The sequence below is a fragment of the Enterobacter sp. BIDMC92 genome, assembly GCF_001030225.1.
Lineage (GTDB): Bacteria > Pseudomonadota > Gammaproteobacteria > Enterobacterales > Enterobacteriaceae > Enterobacter > Enterobacter sichuanensis.
Genome location: NZ_KQ087598.1, coordinates 3,098,721 through 3,113,168 on the forward strand (window position 1 = coordinate 3,098,721; position 14,448 = coordinate 3,113,168).

Genomic DNA, 14,448 nt, shown 5'->3' on the forward strand with positions numbered 1-14,448 from the left:
TCTCCAGCTACACGGCAAATCACAATTGTACTGTGTTTTCAGCCGGGCGGATCGCTCCCGGCTGAAAAACCCTTCATTTAACAAGCTTAAACGGGTTTGTGCTCCACCGCGATAAACATCTCAATATCCCAGTAGCCGTCTGCATTGCCGTCATTGAGATAGCGCTCGAAGCAGGGTTTGAGCGCCATCTGGTATTTATTGTCCTGCAACAGGGAATTGAAGAACTGATACCACGGCGTCGCGAAGTCGTAGTTTTCCACGCGGGCCGTTGCCACAGCATAGTCCCCACCCGCGATTTCCGTCATCATGACGCCTTCACTGTTTTCCGGAATGATGAAATCGTCCGGCACCGTGACGGCCGTATCACAGCGCAATTTTTCTGCCGGGACCTCATCCGGGTTGTCGTAGTAGACCGCAACCCACTCCAGCGGCTGAATGTGACGCCCGTCCACCCACATCACCAGCTGTTCAAAGCCCTGTTTTACCGTATGTTCCCACGGCCCGACCAAATGAAAACCGGCAATCTTACGTTTCTGTTGCTGCTTAATGCTGTAGTCCATGCTGCCTCCATTTATTACTGTATATTTATACACTATAAAGCGGATTGTGCGGGTTCAGCAAACGTGAAGTGTTTATTATGTGAGCAGACTCGCAACCCTGCCAGTCTGCTCAACGGCACTTAAAGCGCGTGATGCAGATAATCGCTCAGGCGGGAGAACATGCCGCCTTTATCAACGGCTTCTAGCGTCACCAGCGGCCAGTGCGCCACCACTTTGTCGCGATCATAGAGCTGGATCTCCCCGACCCGCTGATGCGCGGCAATCGGTGCTTCCAGCTCTTTTTTGTCCAGCACGTACTTAGCTTTGATGTTTGGCACTTCCGCTTTCGGCAGGGCCAGCCAGAAGTCCTGGTCGGTGCCCAGTTTCACCTGTTCTTTATCGCCGTACCAGATTCGCTCTGTCCCCACCTTTTTACCGTTATGCAGGATCTGGACGGTATCGAAATTCTGCTGCCCCCAGTGCAGGAGTTTCCGGGCCTGGTCCTCACGCCCTTTCGGGCTGTCCGCGCCCATGACCACAGCAATCAAACGACGCTGACCGTCAACGGCAGACGCAATCAGGTTAAAGCCTGCTCCCGAGGTATGCCCCGTTTTCAGCCCGTCCACGTTCATGGTTTTATCCCACAGCAGACCGTTGCGGTTTTGCTGAGTGATCCCGTTCCAGGTAAGGCTCTTTTCACTGTACATATGGTAAAACTCAGGCTCGCCGTGGATGATGGCCCGGGAGAGGACGGCCAAATCGTAGGCCGAACTGTGCTGGCCCGGCGCGTCCAGCCCGTGGACGGTTTCAAAGTGCGTGTCGCGCAGATTCAGCTTTTGCACATAGTCATTCATCATCTTCACAAACTGCGGCTGGCCGCCCGCCACGTGATCGGCCAGCGCCACGCAGGCGTCGTTCCCGGAATCAACAATCAGACCGCGGCTCAGATCGCGTACGGAGACACGATCGCCCTCTTTCAGGAACATGAGTGATGATCCGTCAAAAACCGGGTTCCCTTTGGCCCACGCATCACGCCCGACGGTGACAATGTCGTCCGGCGAGATACGATGGCTGTCAATGGCCCGATCCACCACATAGCCCGTCATCAGCTTGGTCAGGCTCGCCGGATTACGTTGTTGATGTTCGTTGCCCGCCGTTAAGATCTGACCAGTCGTGTAATCCATCAGCACCCAGGAGCCCGCCTGAATGGCCGGAGGCTGCGGCGAAAAATCCAGTGGTTCGGCCGCAAAGGCAGATGAGACACTCGAAGCGAGTAAAGAAACAGCAATAAACAGACGGCGTTTCAACGGTATATCCTCAGGTCATTAAAAATCGATGACCTTTTTACGGGAGTTCCGCTGTCGTTACCTGGCTTAATTGCAAAAAAATGTGACAGAACGCATATTTTTCTCTGAAGACGACGCGCAAATTTGCGACACGGCGGTGCTTTTTATTCGGTCTGACCCGCACGATCGTTTACCATAGTGACGTCAATTTTTAACAGGATGGTATTACTGGTGTCTGACTCTGCCGCACGCCCGACTTTTTTATTCCACGACTACGAAACCTTTGGCACACACCCGGCGCTGGACCGACCGGCGCAGTTTGCCGCCATCCGCACCGACGACGAATTCAATATCATTGGCGAGCCTGAGGTTTTTTACTGCAAACCCGCGGATGACTATCTGCCTCAGCCCGGCGCGGTGATGGTCACCGGGATCACCCCTCAGGAAGCGCGGGAGAAAGGCGTTAACGAGGCAGAGTTCGCCCGCCGCATCCACGATCTGTTTACCGTTCCCCATACCTGCGTGGTGGGTTACAACAACATCCGTTTCGATGATGAAGTGACGCGCAACATCTTCTATCGCAACTTCTACGATCCCTATGCCTGGAGCTGGCAGAACCGCAATTCGCGCTGGGATTTGCTCGACATCATGCGCGCCTGCTACGCGCTGCGTCCTGAAGGCATCAACTGGCCAGAAAATGAAGAAGGACTCCCCAGCTTCCGACTGGAGCACCTGACGCGTGCCAACGGCATTGAGCACAGCAATGCCCACGACGCGATGGCGGACGTCTATGCCACCATTGCCATGGCGAAACTGGTGAAAACTGCGCAGCCCCGGCTGTTTGAGTATCTGTTGAGCCATCGCAGCAAGCAGAAGCTCATGACCCTTATCGACGTACCGCAGATGAAACCCCTGGTGCATATTTCCGGCATGTTTGGTGCCTGGCGCGGCAATACCAGCTGGGTTGCCCCGCTGGCGTGGCATCCGGACAACCGTAATGCGGTCATCATGGTGGATTTAGCCGGTGATATTTCACCGCTGCTGGAGCTCGACAGCGATACCCTGCGCGAACAGCTGTACACGCCGAAAAATGAGCTCGGCGATCTGCCTGCAGTACCGGTCAAACTGGTGCATATTAATAAATGTCCGGTCCTGGCGCAGGCGAATACGCTGCGACCGGAAGATGCGGACAGGCTGGGCATTAACCGCCAGCACTGCCTCGATAACCTGAAAGTGCTGCGTGAAAATCCGCAGGTGCGGGAGAAAGTGGTGGCCATTTTTGCAGAAGCCGAGCCGTTCGTGCCGTCTGAAAACGTGGATGCTCAGCTGTACAATGGGTTCTTCAGCGATGCCGATCGCGCGGCCATGAACATCGTTCTGCAAACCGAGCCGCGTAACTTACCGGCGCTGGATATCACTTTCGCCGATAAACGCATCGAAAAACTGATGTTTAATTACCGGGCGCGTAACTTCCCCGGCACGCTGGATGAAGCGGAACAGGAACGCTGGCTGCAGCATCGTCGCAACGTGTTTACGCCAGAGTATCTGCACAGCTATGCACAGGAGCTGGAGATGCTTTACGGCCAGTATGAAGGGAATGCTGAGAAACAGGCACTGTTGAAGTCTCTGTTCCTGTACGCGCAAGAGATAGTTTGATCGATGGGTATAAAAAAAGCCGGAGGCGATGTCTCCGGCTTTTTTTTGCCCGTTGGCGCTGCGCTTACGCGGGCCTACGGGTTTTGTAGGTCGGGTAAGGCGTAGCCGCCACCCGAAACAGTATTACGCGACATCTTCGTATTGCGGAACCGGGTTACGGAAGCTCTTCGTGACGCAGGCCAGATAAACCAGGCCGATACCCGCCCAGATCAGGCCAAGCACCATTGAGCTCTCTTCCAGGTTAACCCACAGCGCGCCTACGGTCAGCGCACCACACATCGGCAGGAACAGATACTGGAAGTGATCTTTCAGCGTTTTGTTACGCTTTTCACGGATCCAGAACTGAGAGATAACCGACAGGTTAACAAAGGTGAACGCCACCAGCGCACCGAAGTTAATCAGCGCCGTTGCCATCACCAGGTCAAAGTTGATTGCCAGAAGCGCAATAGCACCCACCAGGATGATGTTCATCGCCGGGGTACGCCAGGTTGGGTGAACGTAGCCGAAGAAGCTTTTCGGGAATACGCCATCACGACCCATAACGTACATCAGACGCGCAACGCCTGCATGGGCGGCCATACCGGACGCCAGTACAGTGATGGTGGAGAAGATCAGCGCGCCAACCTGGAACGCCTTACCCGCCACATAGAGCATAATTTCCGGCTGAGACGCATCCGGATCCTTGAAGCGGGAGATATCCGGGAAGTACAGCTGCAGGAAATAGGTCGAGAAAATAAAGATCAGACCACCAATCAGCGCCGTCAGGAAGATAGCTCGCGGGATCACGCGCTCTGCATCTTTGGTTTCTTCAGACAGGTTGCTGATCCCGTCAAAACCGGTAAAGGAGAAGCAGAGAATGGTCGCCCCGGTAATCATCGGGATCACATGCGCATCACCAGACCAGAACGGCTTGCTGCTCGCCAGCGTACCCGCGCCTTCGCCGTGGAACACACCGTAGATCACCATGCCAAGAATAACGGCAATCAGCACAACCTGAAGCACAACAATAACGGAGTTAAAGTTGGCGACAGACTTAATGCTGCGCAGGTTAAAGGCGGTCATAAAGGCCACCAGCGCCACGACGAACATCCAGGATGGAATCGACGGCACCAGCGCTTCAAAATAGATTTTTGCCAGCAGAATGTTGATCATCGGCGCGAACAGATAGTCGAGCAGCGAAGACCAGCCCACCATAAAGCCCACTGTCGGACTGATGGATTTCTGGGCATAGGTGTAGGCGGAACCCGCAGACGGATAGCGACGCACCAGTTTACCGTAGCTCAGCGCGGTAAAGAGGATCGCCACCAGCGCGAAGGCGTAAGCCGTCGGCACATGACCGTCAGTGAGGCCTGATACGATACCGAATGTATCAAACAGCGTCATTGGTTGCATATAGGCCAGACCCATCATGACAACCGGAATCAACGTAAGCGTTTTACGTAATTCCACGCGAGAGGTGTTTGGAGTTGCGTTATGCGACATAGTTATTCTCCTTTACGGTGATAACCGCCACGTAAGCGAAAAATTGCCCCATTTCTTTCTTCCTCAGCGACAACAACTGTCGGATTTTAGTAAATATCTATCCGGTACGAAGCCCGGCCTCTTGGTTTTTAGTTTCGTTTCGTACATGCAAAAAAAAATAACCGACGCCTTTTATATCGTCGATTATTCATTTGGTTGCAGCGGCGGCATTTTGCCCCACATCGGATACAAAAGGCAATACTTTGCAACGCAGCGGGGAATTTTCTTTTTGCTAACTGGCTGATTTCTCGACACTGCCCTGCGCATAAACAGCAGCAATAGCACTATTTGCTAAAATTTCGTCCCGCCACCAGGCACTGGCCAGCCCGGCGGTCTGTTCATTCCAGCCCACCCACACCGATTCGTTGCTGTTTTGAGCAAGTACCTGTTTTTCAACAAGCGCACCGCTATCGATAAAGCGCTGCGCCAGATAGCGGGGTAAATAGCCGCAACCCAGACCACTTATCTGCAGCTCCAGCTTGGTTTTAAAGTCAAAAACGGTAATTGCTTCCTGTTCATCAAGCAGTTGCGAGGAAACCGCACATTCCGGACGCGAACTGTCCCCAACCACTATTGCGCGGTAACCCTTAATCACGCGCCGATTTATAGGTTCAGGCTCCTGCGCCAGCGGATGATGGGGCGCCACGGCGAAGACCTGCTCCAGCACGCCCAGGCGGGCAAAACCAAAATCACTCAACTGGGGAGGCTCATGGAGTGCGCCAACAAAAATGTCCGCCCTGCCCTGGGTTAAGGCATCCCATGATCCGCCCAGCACGCCATTGATGAAAATAAGCCGGGTCACGCTGTGGTGTTGGTAGAAGGCCTCAATCAGCGGCGTCAGAAGAGAAAAGGGAAAAGTGTCATCCACGCCAATCACCAGCTCGTTTTCCCACCCCTGGTGAAGCTTAATGGCCTGTTTTTCCAGTTCACGCACGGTATGGAGGACTTCACGTCCTTTTTCCAGCAGCATTTGTCCGGTACGGGTGAACCGCGCGCGATGCCCGGAGCGATCGAGGATCTGAATATTGAGATCGCTTTCCAGCTTTTGAACGGTGTAGCTCAGCGCGGAAGGGGTTTTGAAGAGCTTTGCCGACGCAGCCGCAAAGCTCCCCTCTTTTTCCAGTGCATCCAGAATAATTAGAACATCCAGCAGCGGTTTCATACTCGCCCCCTTCTGGTGTGCGATCGTCTCCGCTGCGGGACTTATTCCATGGGCATCACCAGCGGATCGGGATACTGATACTCAAACCCCAGTTCATGACAAATGCGATTGCCATCAACAACTTTGCCTTTACCACCATCCTTTGCTTCACCAAAAACCGGCGGAGCCAGACCCAGTTGACGTGCCATCAGCGGGTAAAACGTGCTGCGCGTCGGATGAGACGGTGCACATATATTATAGATGTGTCCACCTTTTGGAGCCTGTAAGAGCAGTTCAATCGCGGCAATCACATCGTCTAAATGCACCAGATTGACGACATGCTGACCGTCTGGCGCAGACTTACCGGCAAAAAAACGTCCCGGATGGCGCCCGGGTCCAACCAGTCCCGCCAGACGCACAATATCAACCTGCGTACCGGGCAGATTATGCAGCCAGTCTTCCAGCTCTTTCAGAACCTGCCCGCTCACAGTCACGGGACGGCGCTCGGAAGTCTCTTTTACGACGCCTTCCACCTCGCCATAGACAGAGGTCGAACTGGTAAAAATAATGCGGGGAACATGGTGCGCCAGCGCGCTGTCGACAATCTCCTGCATCGCCTGCAGATAAAATGACTCACCCGGCCCGCTACGCCGGGCGGGTAAGGTGATCACCAGCGCATCGACGTTCATCAGCGTGTCCAGATCGTCAGCATCACATATCAGCTCCGGCTCAAGACGCAACTCAACGCCATCAATACCGCACATGCGCGCTGCCTCGACCCCATCCGCTGTGGTTTTGCTTCCGGTCACCTGCCAGCCTTTTGCAGCTAATGACATCGCCAGCGGCATTCCCAGCCACCCTAAACCGACAATCGCGACCTTTTTCATGCGAATTCTCCTGACTCTCACTCTTCTTTCATAAGGCTACGCCAGCCCGGCAGAACACACAATTCATAGCATCAATATGAAATGAATTAATGATAAAAAAAAGCCCTTGCAATATGTCGCACAACTGGTTTAGGTTAAAAGACATCAAATGAATAAGCATTCATCGAGAATTTATATGACACGCGTTCAATTTAAACACCACCATCATCACCATCATCCTGACTAGTCTTTCAGGCGATGTGTGCTGGAAGACGCTTGGATCTTCCAGTGGTGCATGAACGCATGAGAAAGCCCCCGGAAGATCTTCTTCCGGGGGCTTTTTTTTGGACCGAATTCAGACAGGTTTAAACAGGTTAACGAGGAATAAAGAATGTTAGATAACTCACGCTTACGCATAGCTATTCAAAAATCAGGCCGTTTAAGTGACGATTCACGCGAACTGCTGGCCCGCTGCGGGATTAAAATCAACCTGCACACCCAGCGCCTGATTGCTCTGGCTGAAAACATGCCCATCGACATTTTGCGCGTGCGTGATGACGATATTCCCGGCCTGGTCATGGATGGCGTCGTTGACCTCGGCATCATCGGTGAAAACGTGCTGGAAGAAGAGCTGCTGACCCGCCGTGCGCAGGGTGAAGATCCGCGTTACTTCACCCTGCGTCGTCTGGATTTCGGCGGTTGCCGCCTGTCGCTGGCGACGCCGGTTGATGAAGCCTGGGACGGCCCGGCGGCGCTGAACGGCAAACGTATCGCCACCTCCTATCCTCACCTGTTAAAGCGTTACCTGGACCAGAAAGGCGTGCAGTTTAAATCCTGTCTGCTGAACGGCTCAGTTGAAGTGGCTCCGCGCGCGGGTCTGGCGGACGCCATCTGTGACCTGGTCTCCACCGGCGCGACGCTGGAAGCGAACGGCCTGCGCGAAGTGGAAGTGATCTACCGCTCCAAAGCATGCCTGATCCAGCGTGACGGCGAGATGGCCGACGCCAAGCAACAGCTGATCGACAAACTCCTGACCCGTATTCAGGGCGTGATTCAGGCGCGTGAATCCAAATACATCATGATGCACGCTCCGACCGAGCGTCTGGATGAGGTGATTGCCCTGCTGCCAGGCGCTGAGCGCCCGACCATCCTTCCGCTGGCGGGCGATCAGCAGCGCGTCGCGATGCACATGGTGAGCAGCGAAACCCTGTTCTGGGAAACCATGGAAAAACTGAAGGCGCTGGGGGCAAGCTCCATCCTGGTGCTGCCAATTGAGAAGATGATGGAGTAATTGCCATGAGCTTTAACACAATCATCGACTGGAATACCTGTAGCGACGCGCAACAGCGCGAGCTGCTGATGCGCCCGGCGATTTCCGCTTCCGAGAGCATCTCACGCACCGTGGCGGAGATCCTGGATAACGTCAAAGCCCGTGGCGATGACGCGCTGCGTGAATACAGCGCAAAATTTGATAAGACGGACGTCGGCGCATTGAGGGTAACCGAGCAGGAAATCCTGGATGCCAGCAATCGTCTGGGGGATGACATTAAGCAGGCGATGGCCGTCGCGGTGAAAAACATCGATACCTTCCACACCGCGCAGAAGCTGCAGACCGTGGATGTTGAAACCCTGCCCGGCGTGCGTTGTCAGCAGGTAACCCGTCCGGTCGCGTCTGTGGGGCTCTATATTCCCGGCGGTTCGGCTCCTCTGTTCTCCACCGTCCTGATGCTGGCCACCCCGGCGCGCATCGCCGGTTGCCAGAAAGTGGTGCTCTGCTCCCCACCGCCCATTGCCGATGAAATTCTCTACGCGGCAAAACTGTGCGGTGTGCAGGCGGTTTATAAAGTGGGCGGCGCGCAGGCGATTTCTGCTCTGGCGTTTGGCACCGAATCCATTCCGAAGGTCGACAAAATTTTTGGCCCGGGTAATGCCTTCGTGACCGAAGCCAAGCGCCAGGTCAGCCAGCGTCTGGACGGCGCGGCCATTGACATGCCTGCCGGCCCGTCTGAAGTACTGGTGATTGCTGACAGCGGCGCAACGCCAGATTTCGTGGCGTCTGACCTGCTTTCCCAGGCGGAACACGGCCCGGACTCGCAGGTGATCCTCCTGACTCCGGATGCCGATATGGCCACGCGCGTTGGCGAAGCCGTCGAGCGCCAGCTTGCCGACCTGCCCCGCGCCGATACGGCACGCCAGGCGTTAGCGGCCAGCCGCCTGATTGTGGCGCGCGATCTGGCGCAGTGCATTGCCATCTCCAACCAGTACGGCCCGGAGCACCTGATTATTCAGACCCGTAACGCGCGCGAGCTGGTCGACAGCATCACCAGCGCAGGCTCGGTATTCCTCGGCGACTGGTCACCGGAATCCGCGGGCGACTACGCCTCCGGCACCAACCACGTTCTGCCGACGTATGGCTATACCTCAACCTGTTCCAGCCTGGGCCTGGCGGATTTCCAGAAACGCATGACCGTGCAGGAACTCTCCCGCGAAGGGTTTGCCTCACTGGCATCCACCATTGAGACGCTGGCCGCCGCCGAGCGCCTGACCGCTCACAAAAACGCCGTTACGCTGCGCGTTGCAGCCCTGAAGGAGCAAGCATGAACATTGAAGAATTAGCCCGCGAAAATGTCCGTCGCCTGACGCCTTACCAGTCTGCACGCCGTCTGGGGGGCAAAGGGGATGTCTGGCTGAACGCCAACGAATTCCCGACCGCGGTGCAGTTTGAGCTGTCGCAGCAGACGCTTAACCGTTATCCGGAGTGTCAGCCGAAAGCGGTCATTGAGAACTACGCGCAGTACGCAGGGGTGAAGCCAGAGCAGGTGCTGGTCAGCCGCGGAGCCGACGAGGGTATTGAACTGCTGATCCGCGCGTTCTGCGAGCCGGGTAAAGATGCGGTGATGTACTGCCAGCCGACCTACGGCATGTACAGCGTCAGCGCAGAAACCTTCGGCGTGGCGTGCCGTAACGTGCTCTCTCTGGAGAACTGGCAGCTGGATCTGCAGGGCATTGCCGACAATCTCGACGGCGTAAAAGTGGTGTTTGTCTGCAGCCCAAACAACCCGACCGGGCAGATTATTAACCCGCAGGATATCCGTACCCTGCTGGAGATGACCCGCGGTAAAGCTCTGGTGGTGGCCGACGAAGCCTACATCGAGTTCTGCCCGCAGGCGACGCTGGCAGGCTGGCTGGAAGAGTATCCACACCTGGTGGTACTGCGTACGCTGTCGAAAGCCTTCGCCCTCGCGGGTCTGCGCTGCGGATTCACCCTGGCGAATAAAGAAGTCATCGACCTGCTGCTGAAAGTGATCGCCCCGTACCCGCTCTCCACGCCGGTTGCCGACATTGCGGCCCAGGCGCTGACCCCGCAGGGGATCAACGCGATGCGCGAACGTGTGGCGCAGATCCTGGAGGAGCGTCAGTATCTGGTGACCGCCCTGAAAGAGATTCCTTGCGTGGAGCAGGTCTTCGACTCGGAAACCAACTACATCCTGGTGCGCTTCACCGCTTCCAGCGCCGTATTTAAATCTTTATGGGATCAGGGCATTATCTTACGAGACCAGAATAAACAACCTTCCCTGAGCGGTTGCCTGCGCATTACCGTAGGCACTCGCGCAGAGAGCCAGCGCGTGATTGACGCCCTGAAAGCGGAGAAAGTATGACCCAGAAGATCCTTTTTATCGATCGTGACGGCACCCTTATTTCGGAGCCACCAGCCGATTTTCAGGTCGATCGTTTCGACAAGCTGGCTTTTGAACCCGACGTGATCCCGGTGCTGCTGAAGCTGCAAAAAGCAGGCTTTAAGCTGGTGATGATCACCAACCAGGACGGTCTGGGTACCGACAGCTTCCCGCAGGCGGATTTTGACGGCCCGCATAATCTGATGATGCAGGTGCTCACCTCTCAGGGCGTGGTCTTTGATGAGGTGCTGATTTGCCCGCACATGCCAGCCGATGAGTGCGACTGCCGTAAGCCAAAAGTGAAGCTGGTAGAGCGCTATCTGGCGGAAGATGTGCTGGATAAAACCAACAGCTACGTCATCGGCGATCGCATCACCGATATCACGCTGGCGGAAAACATGGGCATCACGGGGCTGCGTTATGACCGCAACAACCTTAACTGGGCGATGATTGGCGAGCAACTGACCAAACGTGACCGCTATTCCCACGTTGAGCGCAACACCAAAGAGACGCAGATTGACGTGAAGGTCTGGCTGGACCGTGAAGGCGGCAGCAAGATCCACACCGGCGTCGGTTTCTTCGACCACATGCTGGACCAGATTGCCACCCACGGCGGTTTCCGCATGGAGATCGCGGTCAAAGGCGACCTGTACATTGACGATCACCACACCGTAGAAGATACCGGCCTGGCGCTGGGTGAAGCGCTGAAGCTGGCGCTCGGCGATAAGCGCGGTATTAACCGTTTTGGCTTCGTTCTGCCGATGGACGAATGCCTGGCACGCTGCGCCATGGATATCTCCGGACGTCCGCACCTGGAATATAAAGCAGACTTCAACTACCAGCGCGTGGGCGATCTGAGCACCGAAATGGTGGAGCACTTCTTCCGCTCACTGTCCTACACCATGGGCCTGACGCTGCACCTGAAGACCAAGGGCAAGAACGACCACCACCGCGTAGAGAGTCTCTTCAAGGCCTTCGGCCGTACCCTTCGCCAGGCGATCCGCGTGGAAGGTGACGCCCTGCCTTCATCGAAAGGAGTGCTGTAATGAATGTGGTGATTCTGGATACCGGATGCGCCAACCTGAACTCCGTAAAGTCGGCCATCACCCGCCACGGCTACGAGCCGGTGGTGAGCCGTGACCCGGACGTGGTGCTGCGCGCCGATAAGTTATTCCTTCCGGGGGTTGGCACCGCGCAGGCGGCAATGGACCAGATCCACGCGCGCGAGCTGGTCGATCTGATCAAGGCCTGTACTCAGCCGGTGCTGGGGATTTGCTTAGGCATGCAGCTTCTGGGACGTCGCAGCGAAGAGAGTAACGGCGTTGACCTGCTGGGTATTATCGACGAAGACGTGCCGAAAATGACCGACCACGGCCTGCCTCTGCCGCACATGGGCTGGAACCGCGTCTACGCCAAAGCGGGCGATCGCCTGTTCCGCGGCATTGAAGACGGGGCATATTTTTACTTCGTGCACAGCTACGCCATGCCGGTGAACGCGAATACGATCGCCCAGTGCAACTACGGCGAGGCGTTCACTGCGGCCGTGCAGAAAGACAATTTCTTCGGCGTACAGTTTCACCCGGAGCGCTCTGGCGCAGCGGGCGCGCAGCTGCTGAAAAATTTCCTGGAGATGTGATGATTATTCCCGCTTTAGATTTAATTGACGGCACGGTTGTCCGTCTCCATCAGGGTGATTATGGTCAGCAGCGTGACTACGGGAACGACCCGCTGCCGCGCCTGCAGGAGTATGCCGCCCAGGGTGCGCAGGTCCTGCATCTTGTGGATTTGACTGGCGCGAAAGATCCGGCGAAACGCCAGATCCCCCTGCTGAAAAATCTGGTTGCCGGTGTTGATGTGCCCGTCCAGGTTGGCGGCGGCGTACGTACGGAAGACGACGTCGCGGCACTACTGGAGGCGGGCGTGGCGCGCGTGGTGGTCGGTTCAACCGCGGTGAAAGATCCTGAGACCGTAAAAGGCTGGTTCCGTCGTTTTGGTGCCGACGCGCTGGTACTGGCGCTGGACGTGCGCATTGATGCACAGGGTAATAAACAGGTGGCGGTCAGCGGCTGGCAGGAAAACTCCGGCGTGACGCTGGAAGCGCTGGTCGAGATGTATTTGCCCGTTGGCCTGAAGCACGTGCTGTGCACGGATATCTCCCGCGACGGCACGCTGGCAGGCTCCAACGTTTCGTTATACGAAGAAGTCTGCGCCCGTTATCCGCAGGTGGCGTTCCAGTCATCTGGCGGCATCGGTGACTTAGCCGATATCGCCGCGCTGCGCGGGACCGGTGTAAAGGGTGTAATTGTGGGCCGGGCCCTGCTGGAAGGAAAATTTACTGTGACGGAGGCGATTCAATGCTGGCAAAACGGATAATCCCTTGCCTGGACGTACGTGACGGCCAGGTGGTAAAAGGCGTGCAGTTCCGCAACCACGAGATCATCGGCGATATCGTCCCGCTGGCAAAACGCTATGCCGATGAAGGCGCAGATGAGCTGGTGTTTTACGATATCACCGCTTCCAGCGATGGCCGCGTGGTGGACAAAAGCTGGGTCGCGCGCGTGGCGGAAGTGATTGATATCCCCTTCTGCGTGGCGGGCGGGATTAAGTCCGCTGACGACGCCGCCAAAATTCTCTCGTTTGGTGCAGACAAGATCTCCATCAACTCCCCTGCCCTGGCCGACCCGGAGCTCATTACCCGCCTCGCCGATCGCTTTGGCGTGCAGTGTATTGTCGTGGGAATCGACACCTGGTATGACGCCGCTACGGGTAAATATCACGTCAACCAGTATACCGGCGATGAGAGCCGGACGCGTGTGACGCAGTGGGAGACGCTCGACTGGGTGCAGGAAGTGCAGAAGCGCGGCGCGGGCGAAATCGTGTTGAACATGATGAACCAGGACGGCGTGCGTAACGGGTATGACCTTGAGCAACTGAAAAAAGTCCGCGCGGTCTGCCACGTACCGCTGATTGCCTCCGGCGGCGCGGGCACCATGGAGCACTTCCTGGAAGCCTTCCGCGACGCGAACGTGGATGGCGCGCTGGCCGCCTCCGTGTTCCACAAGCAGATTATCAATATTGGTGAGTTAAAAACGTACCTGGCCGACCAGGGCGTGGAGATCAGGGTATGTTAACAGAGCAACAACAGGCACTGCTGGACTGGGAAAAAACCGACGGATTACTGCCGGTGGTTGTGCAGCATGCGGTTTCAGGCGAAGTGCTGATGCTGGGGTATATGAACCAGGACGCGCTGGCAAAAACTCTCGACAGTGGCAAAGTGACCTTTTACTCCCGCACGAAACAGCGTCTGTGGACCAAGGGTGAAACCTCGGGCCATTTCCTGAATGTGGTCAGCATTACGCCTGACTGCGATAACGACACCCTGCTGGTACTGGCCAATCCGATTGGTCCGACCTGCCATAAAGGCACCAGCAGTTGCTTCGGTGAGGCAAGCCACCAGTGGTTGTTCCTGTATCAACTGGAACAGTTACTGGCTGAGCGTAAAACGGCGGATCCTGAAAGCTCTTATACCGCGAAGCTGTACGCCAGCGGCACCAAGCGTATTGCGCAGAAGGTGGGTGAAGAAGGCGTTGAAACCGCGCTGGCCGCCACGGTGCATGACCGCGAAGAGCTGACCAATGAAGCGTCGGATTTGATGTATCACCTGCTGGTGCTGCTGCAGGATCAGGAGCTGGATTTAACGGCGGTGATAGAAAATCTTCGTAAGCGGCATAAATAAAAAACCGGGGAATTTCCCCGGTTTTT

General features: G+C 56.2%; 16 protein-coding genes and 1 other annotated feature. Of the genes, 10 read left to right on the forward strand and 6 right to left on the reverse strand.

The window, feature by feature from the left end; genetic code table 11:
- Positions 1-86: 86 nt before the first annotated feature.
- Both sbmC and dacD read right to left on the reverse strand, forming a co-directional pair.
- On the reverse strand, positions 87-560 hold the full coding sequence (gene sbmC / locus SP99_RS14600; protein ID WP_025759300.1) for a DNA gyrase inhibitor SbmC: 474 nt from the start codon (positions 558-560) through the stop codon (positions 87-89).
- Positions 561-679: 119 nt separating this feature from the next.
- On the reverse strand, positions 680-1,846 hold the full coding sequence (gene dacD, locus SP99_RS14605; RefSeq protein WP_025759302.1) for a serine-type D-Ala-D-Ala carboxypeptidase DacD: 1,167 nt from the start codon (positions 1,844-1,846) through the stop codon (positions 680-682).
- 198 nt (positions 1,847-2,044) lie between these two features.
- Here dacD and sbcB point away from each other — a divergent pair, with 198 nt between their 5' ends.
- Positions 2,045-3,481 (forward strand): exodeoxyribonuclease I, encoded by a 1,437-nt coding sequence (gene sbcB / locus SP99_RS14610; protein WP_442855372.1) that lies wholly within the window; start codon positions 2,045-2,047, stop codon positions 3,479-3,481.
- Between the two features lie 123 nt (positions 3,482-3,604).
- Here the strand turns inward: sbcB and plaP are convergent, their stop codons facing one another.
- The 4 genes from plaP to SP99_RS14625 form a co-directional block, all read right to left on the reverse strand.
- On the reverse strand, positions 3,605-4,963 hold the full coding sequence (gene plaP / locus SP99_RS14615; RefSeq protein WP_014832589.1) for a putrescine/proton symporter PlaP: 1,359 nt from the start codon (positions 4,961-4,963) through the stop codon (positions 3,605-3,607).
- On the reverse strand, positions 4,953-5,015 hold the full coding sequence (gene yoeI, locus SP99_RS24710; RefSeq protein WP_099458931.1) for a membrane protein YoeI: 63 nt from the start codon (positions 5,013-5,015) through the stop codon (positions 4,953-4,955). The genes plaP and yoeI overlap by 11 nt, the downstream gene beginning before the upstream one ends.
- Positions 5,016-5,234: 219 nt before the next feature.
- Entirely contained in the window at positions 5,235-6,164 is a 930-nt protein-coding gene (locus tag SP99_RS14620; RefSeq protein ID WP_047959030.1) for a LysR substrate-binding domain-containing protein, read from the reverse strand.
- A gap of 41 nt (positions 6,165-6,205) precedes the next feature.
- Positions 6,206-7,030, reverse strand: a complete 825-nt coding sequence (locus SP99_RS14625; protein WP_047959031.1) for an SDR family oxidoreductase — start codon at positions 7,028-7,030, stop codon at positions 6,206-6,208.
- A 175-nt stretch (positions 7,031-7,205) separates the two neighbouring features.
- Between SP99_RS14625 and hisL the strand changes: the two genes are divergently transcribed.
- The 9 genes from hisL (at position 7,206) to hisIE (ending at position 14,422) form a co-directional block, all read left to right on the forward strand.
- The gene (gene hisL, locus SP99_RS24715) at positions 7,206-7,256 is read left to right on the forward strand and encodes a his operon leader peptide (protein WP_001364200.1); all 51 of its coding nucleotides are present in this window, start codon (positions 7,206-7,208) and stop codon (positions 7,254-7,256) included.
- Positions 7,232-7,355: a sequence feature (His leader region), on the forward strand. (Overlaps the previous gene by 25 nt.)
- A gap of 45 nt (positions 7,356-7,400) precedes the next feature.
- Positions 7,401-8,300, forward strand: a complete 900-nt coding sequence (gene hisG, locus SP99_RS14630) for an ATP phosphoribosyltransferase (RefSeq protein WP_000886595.1) — start codon at positions 7,401-7,403, stop codon at positions 8,298-8,300.
- A 5-nt stretch (positions 8,301-8,305) separates the two neighbouring features.
- Entirely contained in the window at positions 8,306-9,610 is a 1,305-nt protein-coding gene (hisD, locus tag SP99_RS14635; protein WP_025759308.1) for a histidinol dehydrogenase, read from the forward strand.
- Complete coding sequence (hisC, locus tag SP99_RS14640) at positions 9,607-10,668, forward strand: histidinol-phosphate transaminase (protein ID WP_025759309.1); 1,062 nt, start codon at positions 9,607-9,609, stop codon at positions 10,666-10,668. Before hisD ends, hisC begins: the two co-directional genes overlap by 4 nt.
- Positions 10,665-11,732 (forward strand): bifunctional histidinol-phosphatase/imidazoleglycerol-phosphate dehydratase HisB, encoded by a 1,068-nt coding sequence (gene hisB, locus SP99_RS14645; protein ID WP_047959032.1) that lies wholly within the window; start codon positions 10,665-10,667, stop codon positions 11,730-11,732. Before hisC ends, hisB begins: the two co-directional genes overlap by 4 nt.
- A complete protein-coding gene (gene hisH, locus SP99_RS14650) occupies positions 11,732-12,322 on the forward strand; it encodes an imidazole glycerol phosphate synthase subunit HisH (RefSeq protein WP_047959033.1) in 591 nt (196 codons plus the stop codon). Before hisB ends, hisH begins: the two co-directional genes overlap by 1 nt.
- Positions 12,322-13,059, forward strand: coding sequence for a 1-(5-phosphoribosyl)-5-[(5-phosphoribosylamino)methylideneamino]imidazole-4-carboxamide isomerase (hisA, locus tag SP99_RS14655; RefSeq protein WP_047959034.1), 738 nt, complete (start codon positions 12,322-12,324; stop codon positions 13,057-13,059). The genes hisH and hisA overlap by 1 nt, the downstream gene beginning before the upstream one ends.
- The gene (gene hisF, locus SP99_RS14660) at positions 13,041-13,817 is read left to right on the forward strand and encodes an imidazole glycerol phosphate synthase subunit HisF (protein WP_023330862.1); all 777 of its coding nucleotides are present in this window, start codon (positions 13,041-13,043) and stop codon (positions 13,815-13,817) included. The genes hisA and hisF overlap by 19 nt, the downstream gene beginning before the upstream one ends.
- Positions 13,811-14,422: a bifunctional phosphoribosyl-AMP cyclohydrolase/phosphoribosyl-ATP diphosphatase HisIE gene (hisIE, locus tag SP99_RS14665; protein WP_047959035.1), complete on the forward strand. Its 612-nt coding sequence runs from the start codon at positions 13,811-13,813 to the stop codon at positions 14,420-14,422. Before hisF ends, hisIE begins: the two co-directional genes overlap by 7 nt.
- Positions 14,423-14,448: the final 26 nt, after the last annotated feature.

Excerpts from the sequence above, each read along its gene's own strand:
- sbcB (WP_442855372.1), top strand. The coding sequence starts at position 2,045 with ATGGTATTACTGGTGTCTGACTCTGCCGCACGCCCGACTTTTTTATTC.
- hisB (WP_047959032.1), top strand. The coding sequence starts at position 10,665 with ATGACCCAGAAGATCCTTTTTATCGATCGTGACGGCACCCTTATTTCG.
- hisD (WP_025759308.1), top strand. The coding sequence starts at position 8,306 with ATGAGCTTTAACACAATCATCGACTGGAATACCTGTAGCGACGCGCAA.
- plaP (WP_014832589.1), bottom strand. The coding sequence starts at position 4,963 with ATGTCGCATAACGCAACTCCAAACACCTCTCGCGTGGAATTACGTAAA.
- hisIE (WP_047959035.1), top strand. The coding sequence starts at position 13,811 with ATGTTAACAGAGCAACAACAGGCACTGCTGGACTGGGAAAAAACCGAC.
- hisC (WP_025759309.1), top strand. The coding sequence starts at position 9,607 with ATGAACATTGAAGAATTAGCCCGCGAAAATGTCCGTCGCCTGACGCCT.
- hisH (WP_047959033.1), top strand. The coding sequence starts at position 11,732 with ATGAATGTGGTGATTCTGGATACCGGATGCGCCAACCTGAACTCCGTA.
- SP99_RS14620 (WP_047959030.1), bottom strand. The coding sequence starts at position 6,164 with ATGAAACCGCTGCTGGATGTTCTAATTATTCTGGATGCACTGGAAAAA.
- SP99_RS14625 (WP_047959031.1), bottom strand. The coding sequence starts at position 7,030 with ATGAAAAAGGTCGCGATTGTCGGTTTAGGGTGGCTGGGAATGCCGCTG.
- hisA (WP_047959034.1), top strand. The coding sequence starts at position 12,322 with ATGATTATTCCCGCTTTAGATTTAATTGACGGCACGGTTGTCCGTCTC.
- hisF (WP_023330862.1), top strand. The coding sequence starts at position 13,041 with ATGCTGGCAAAACGGATAATCCCTTGCCTGGACGTACGTGACGGCCAG.
- hisG (WP_000886595.1), top strand. The coding sequence starts at position 7,401 with ATGTTAGATAACTCACGCTTACGCATAGCTATTCAAAAATCAGGCCGT.
- sbmC (WP_025759300.1), bottom strand. The coding sequence starts at position 560 with ATGGACTACAGCATTAAGCAGCAACAGAAACGTAAGATTGCCGGTTTT.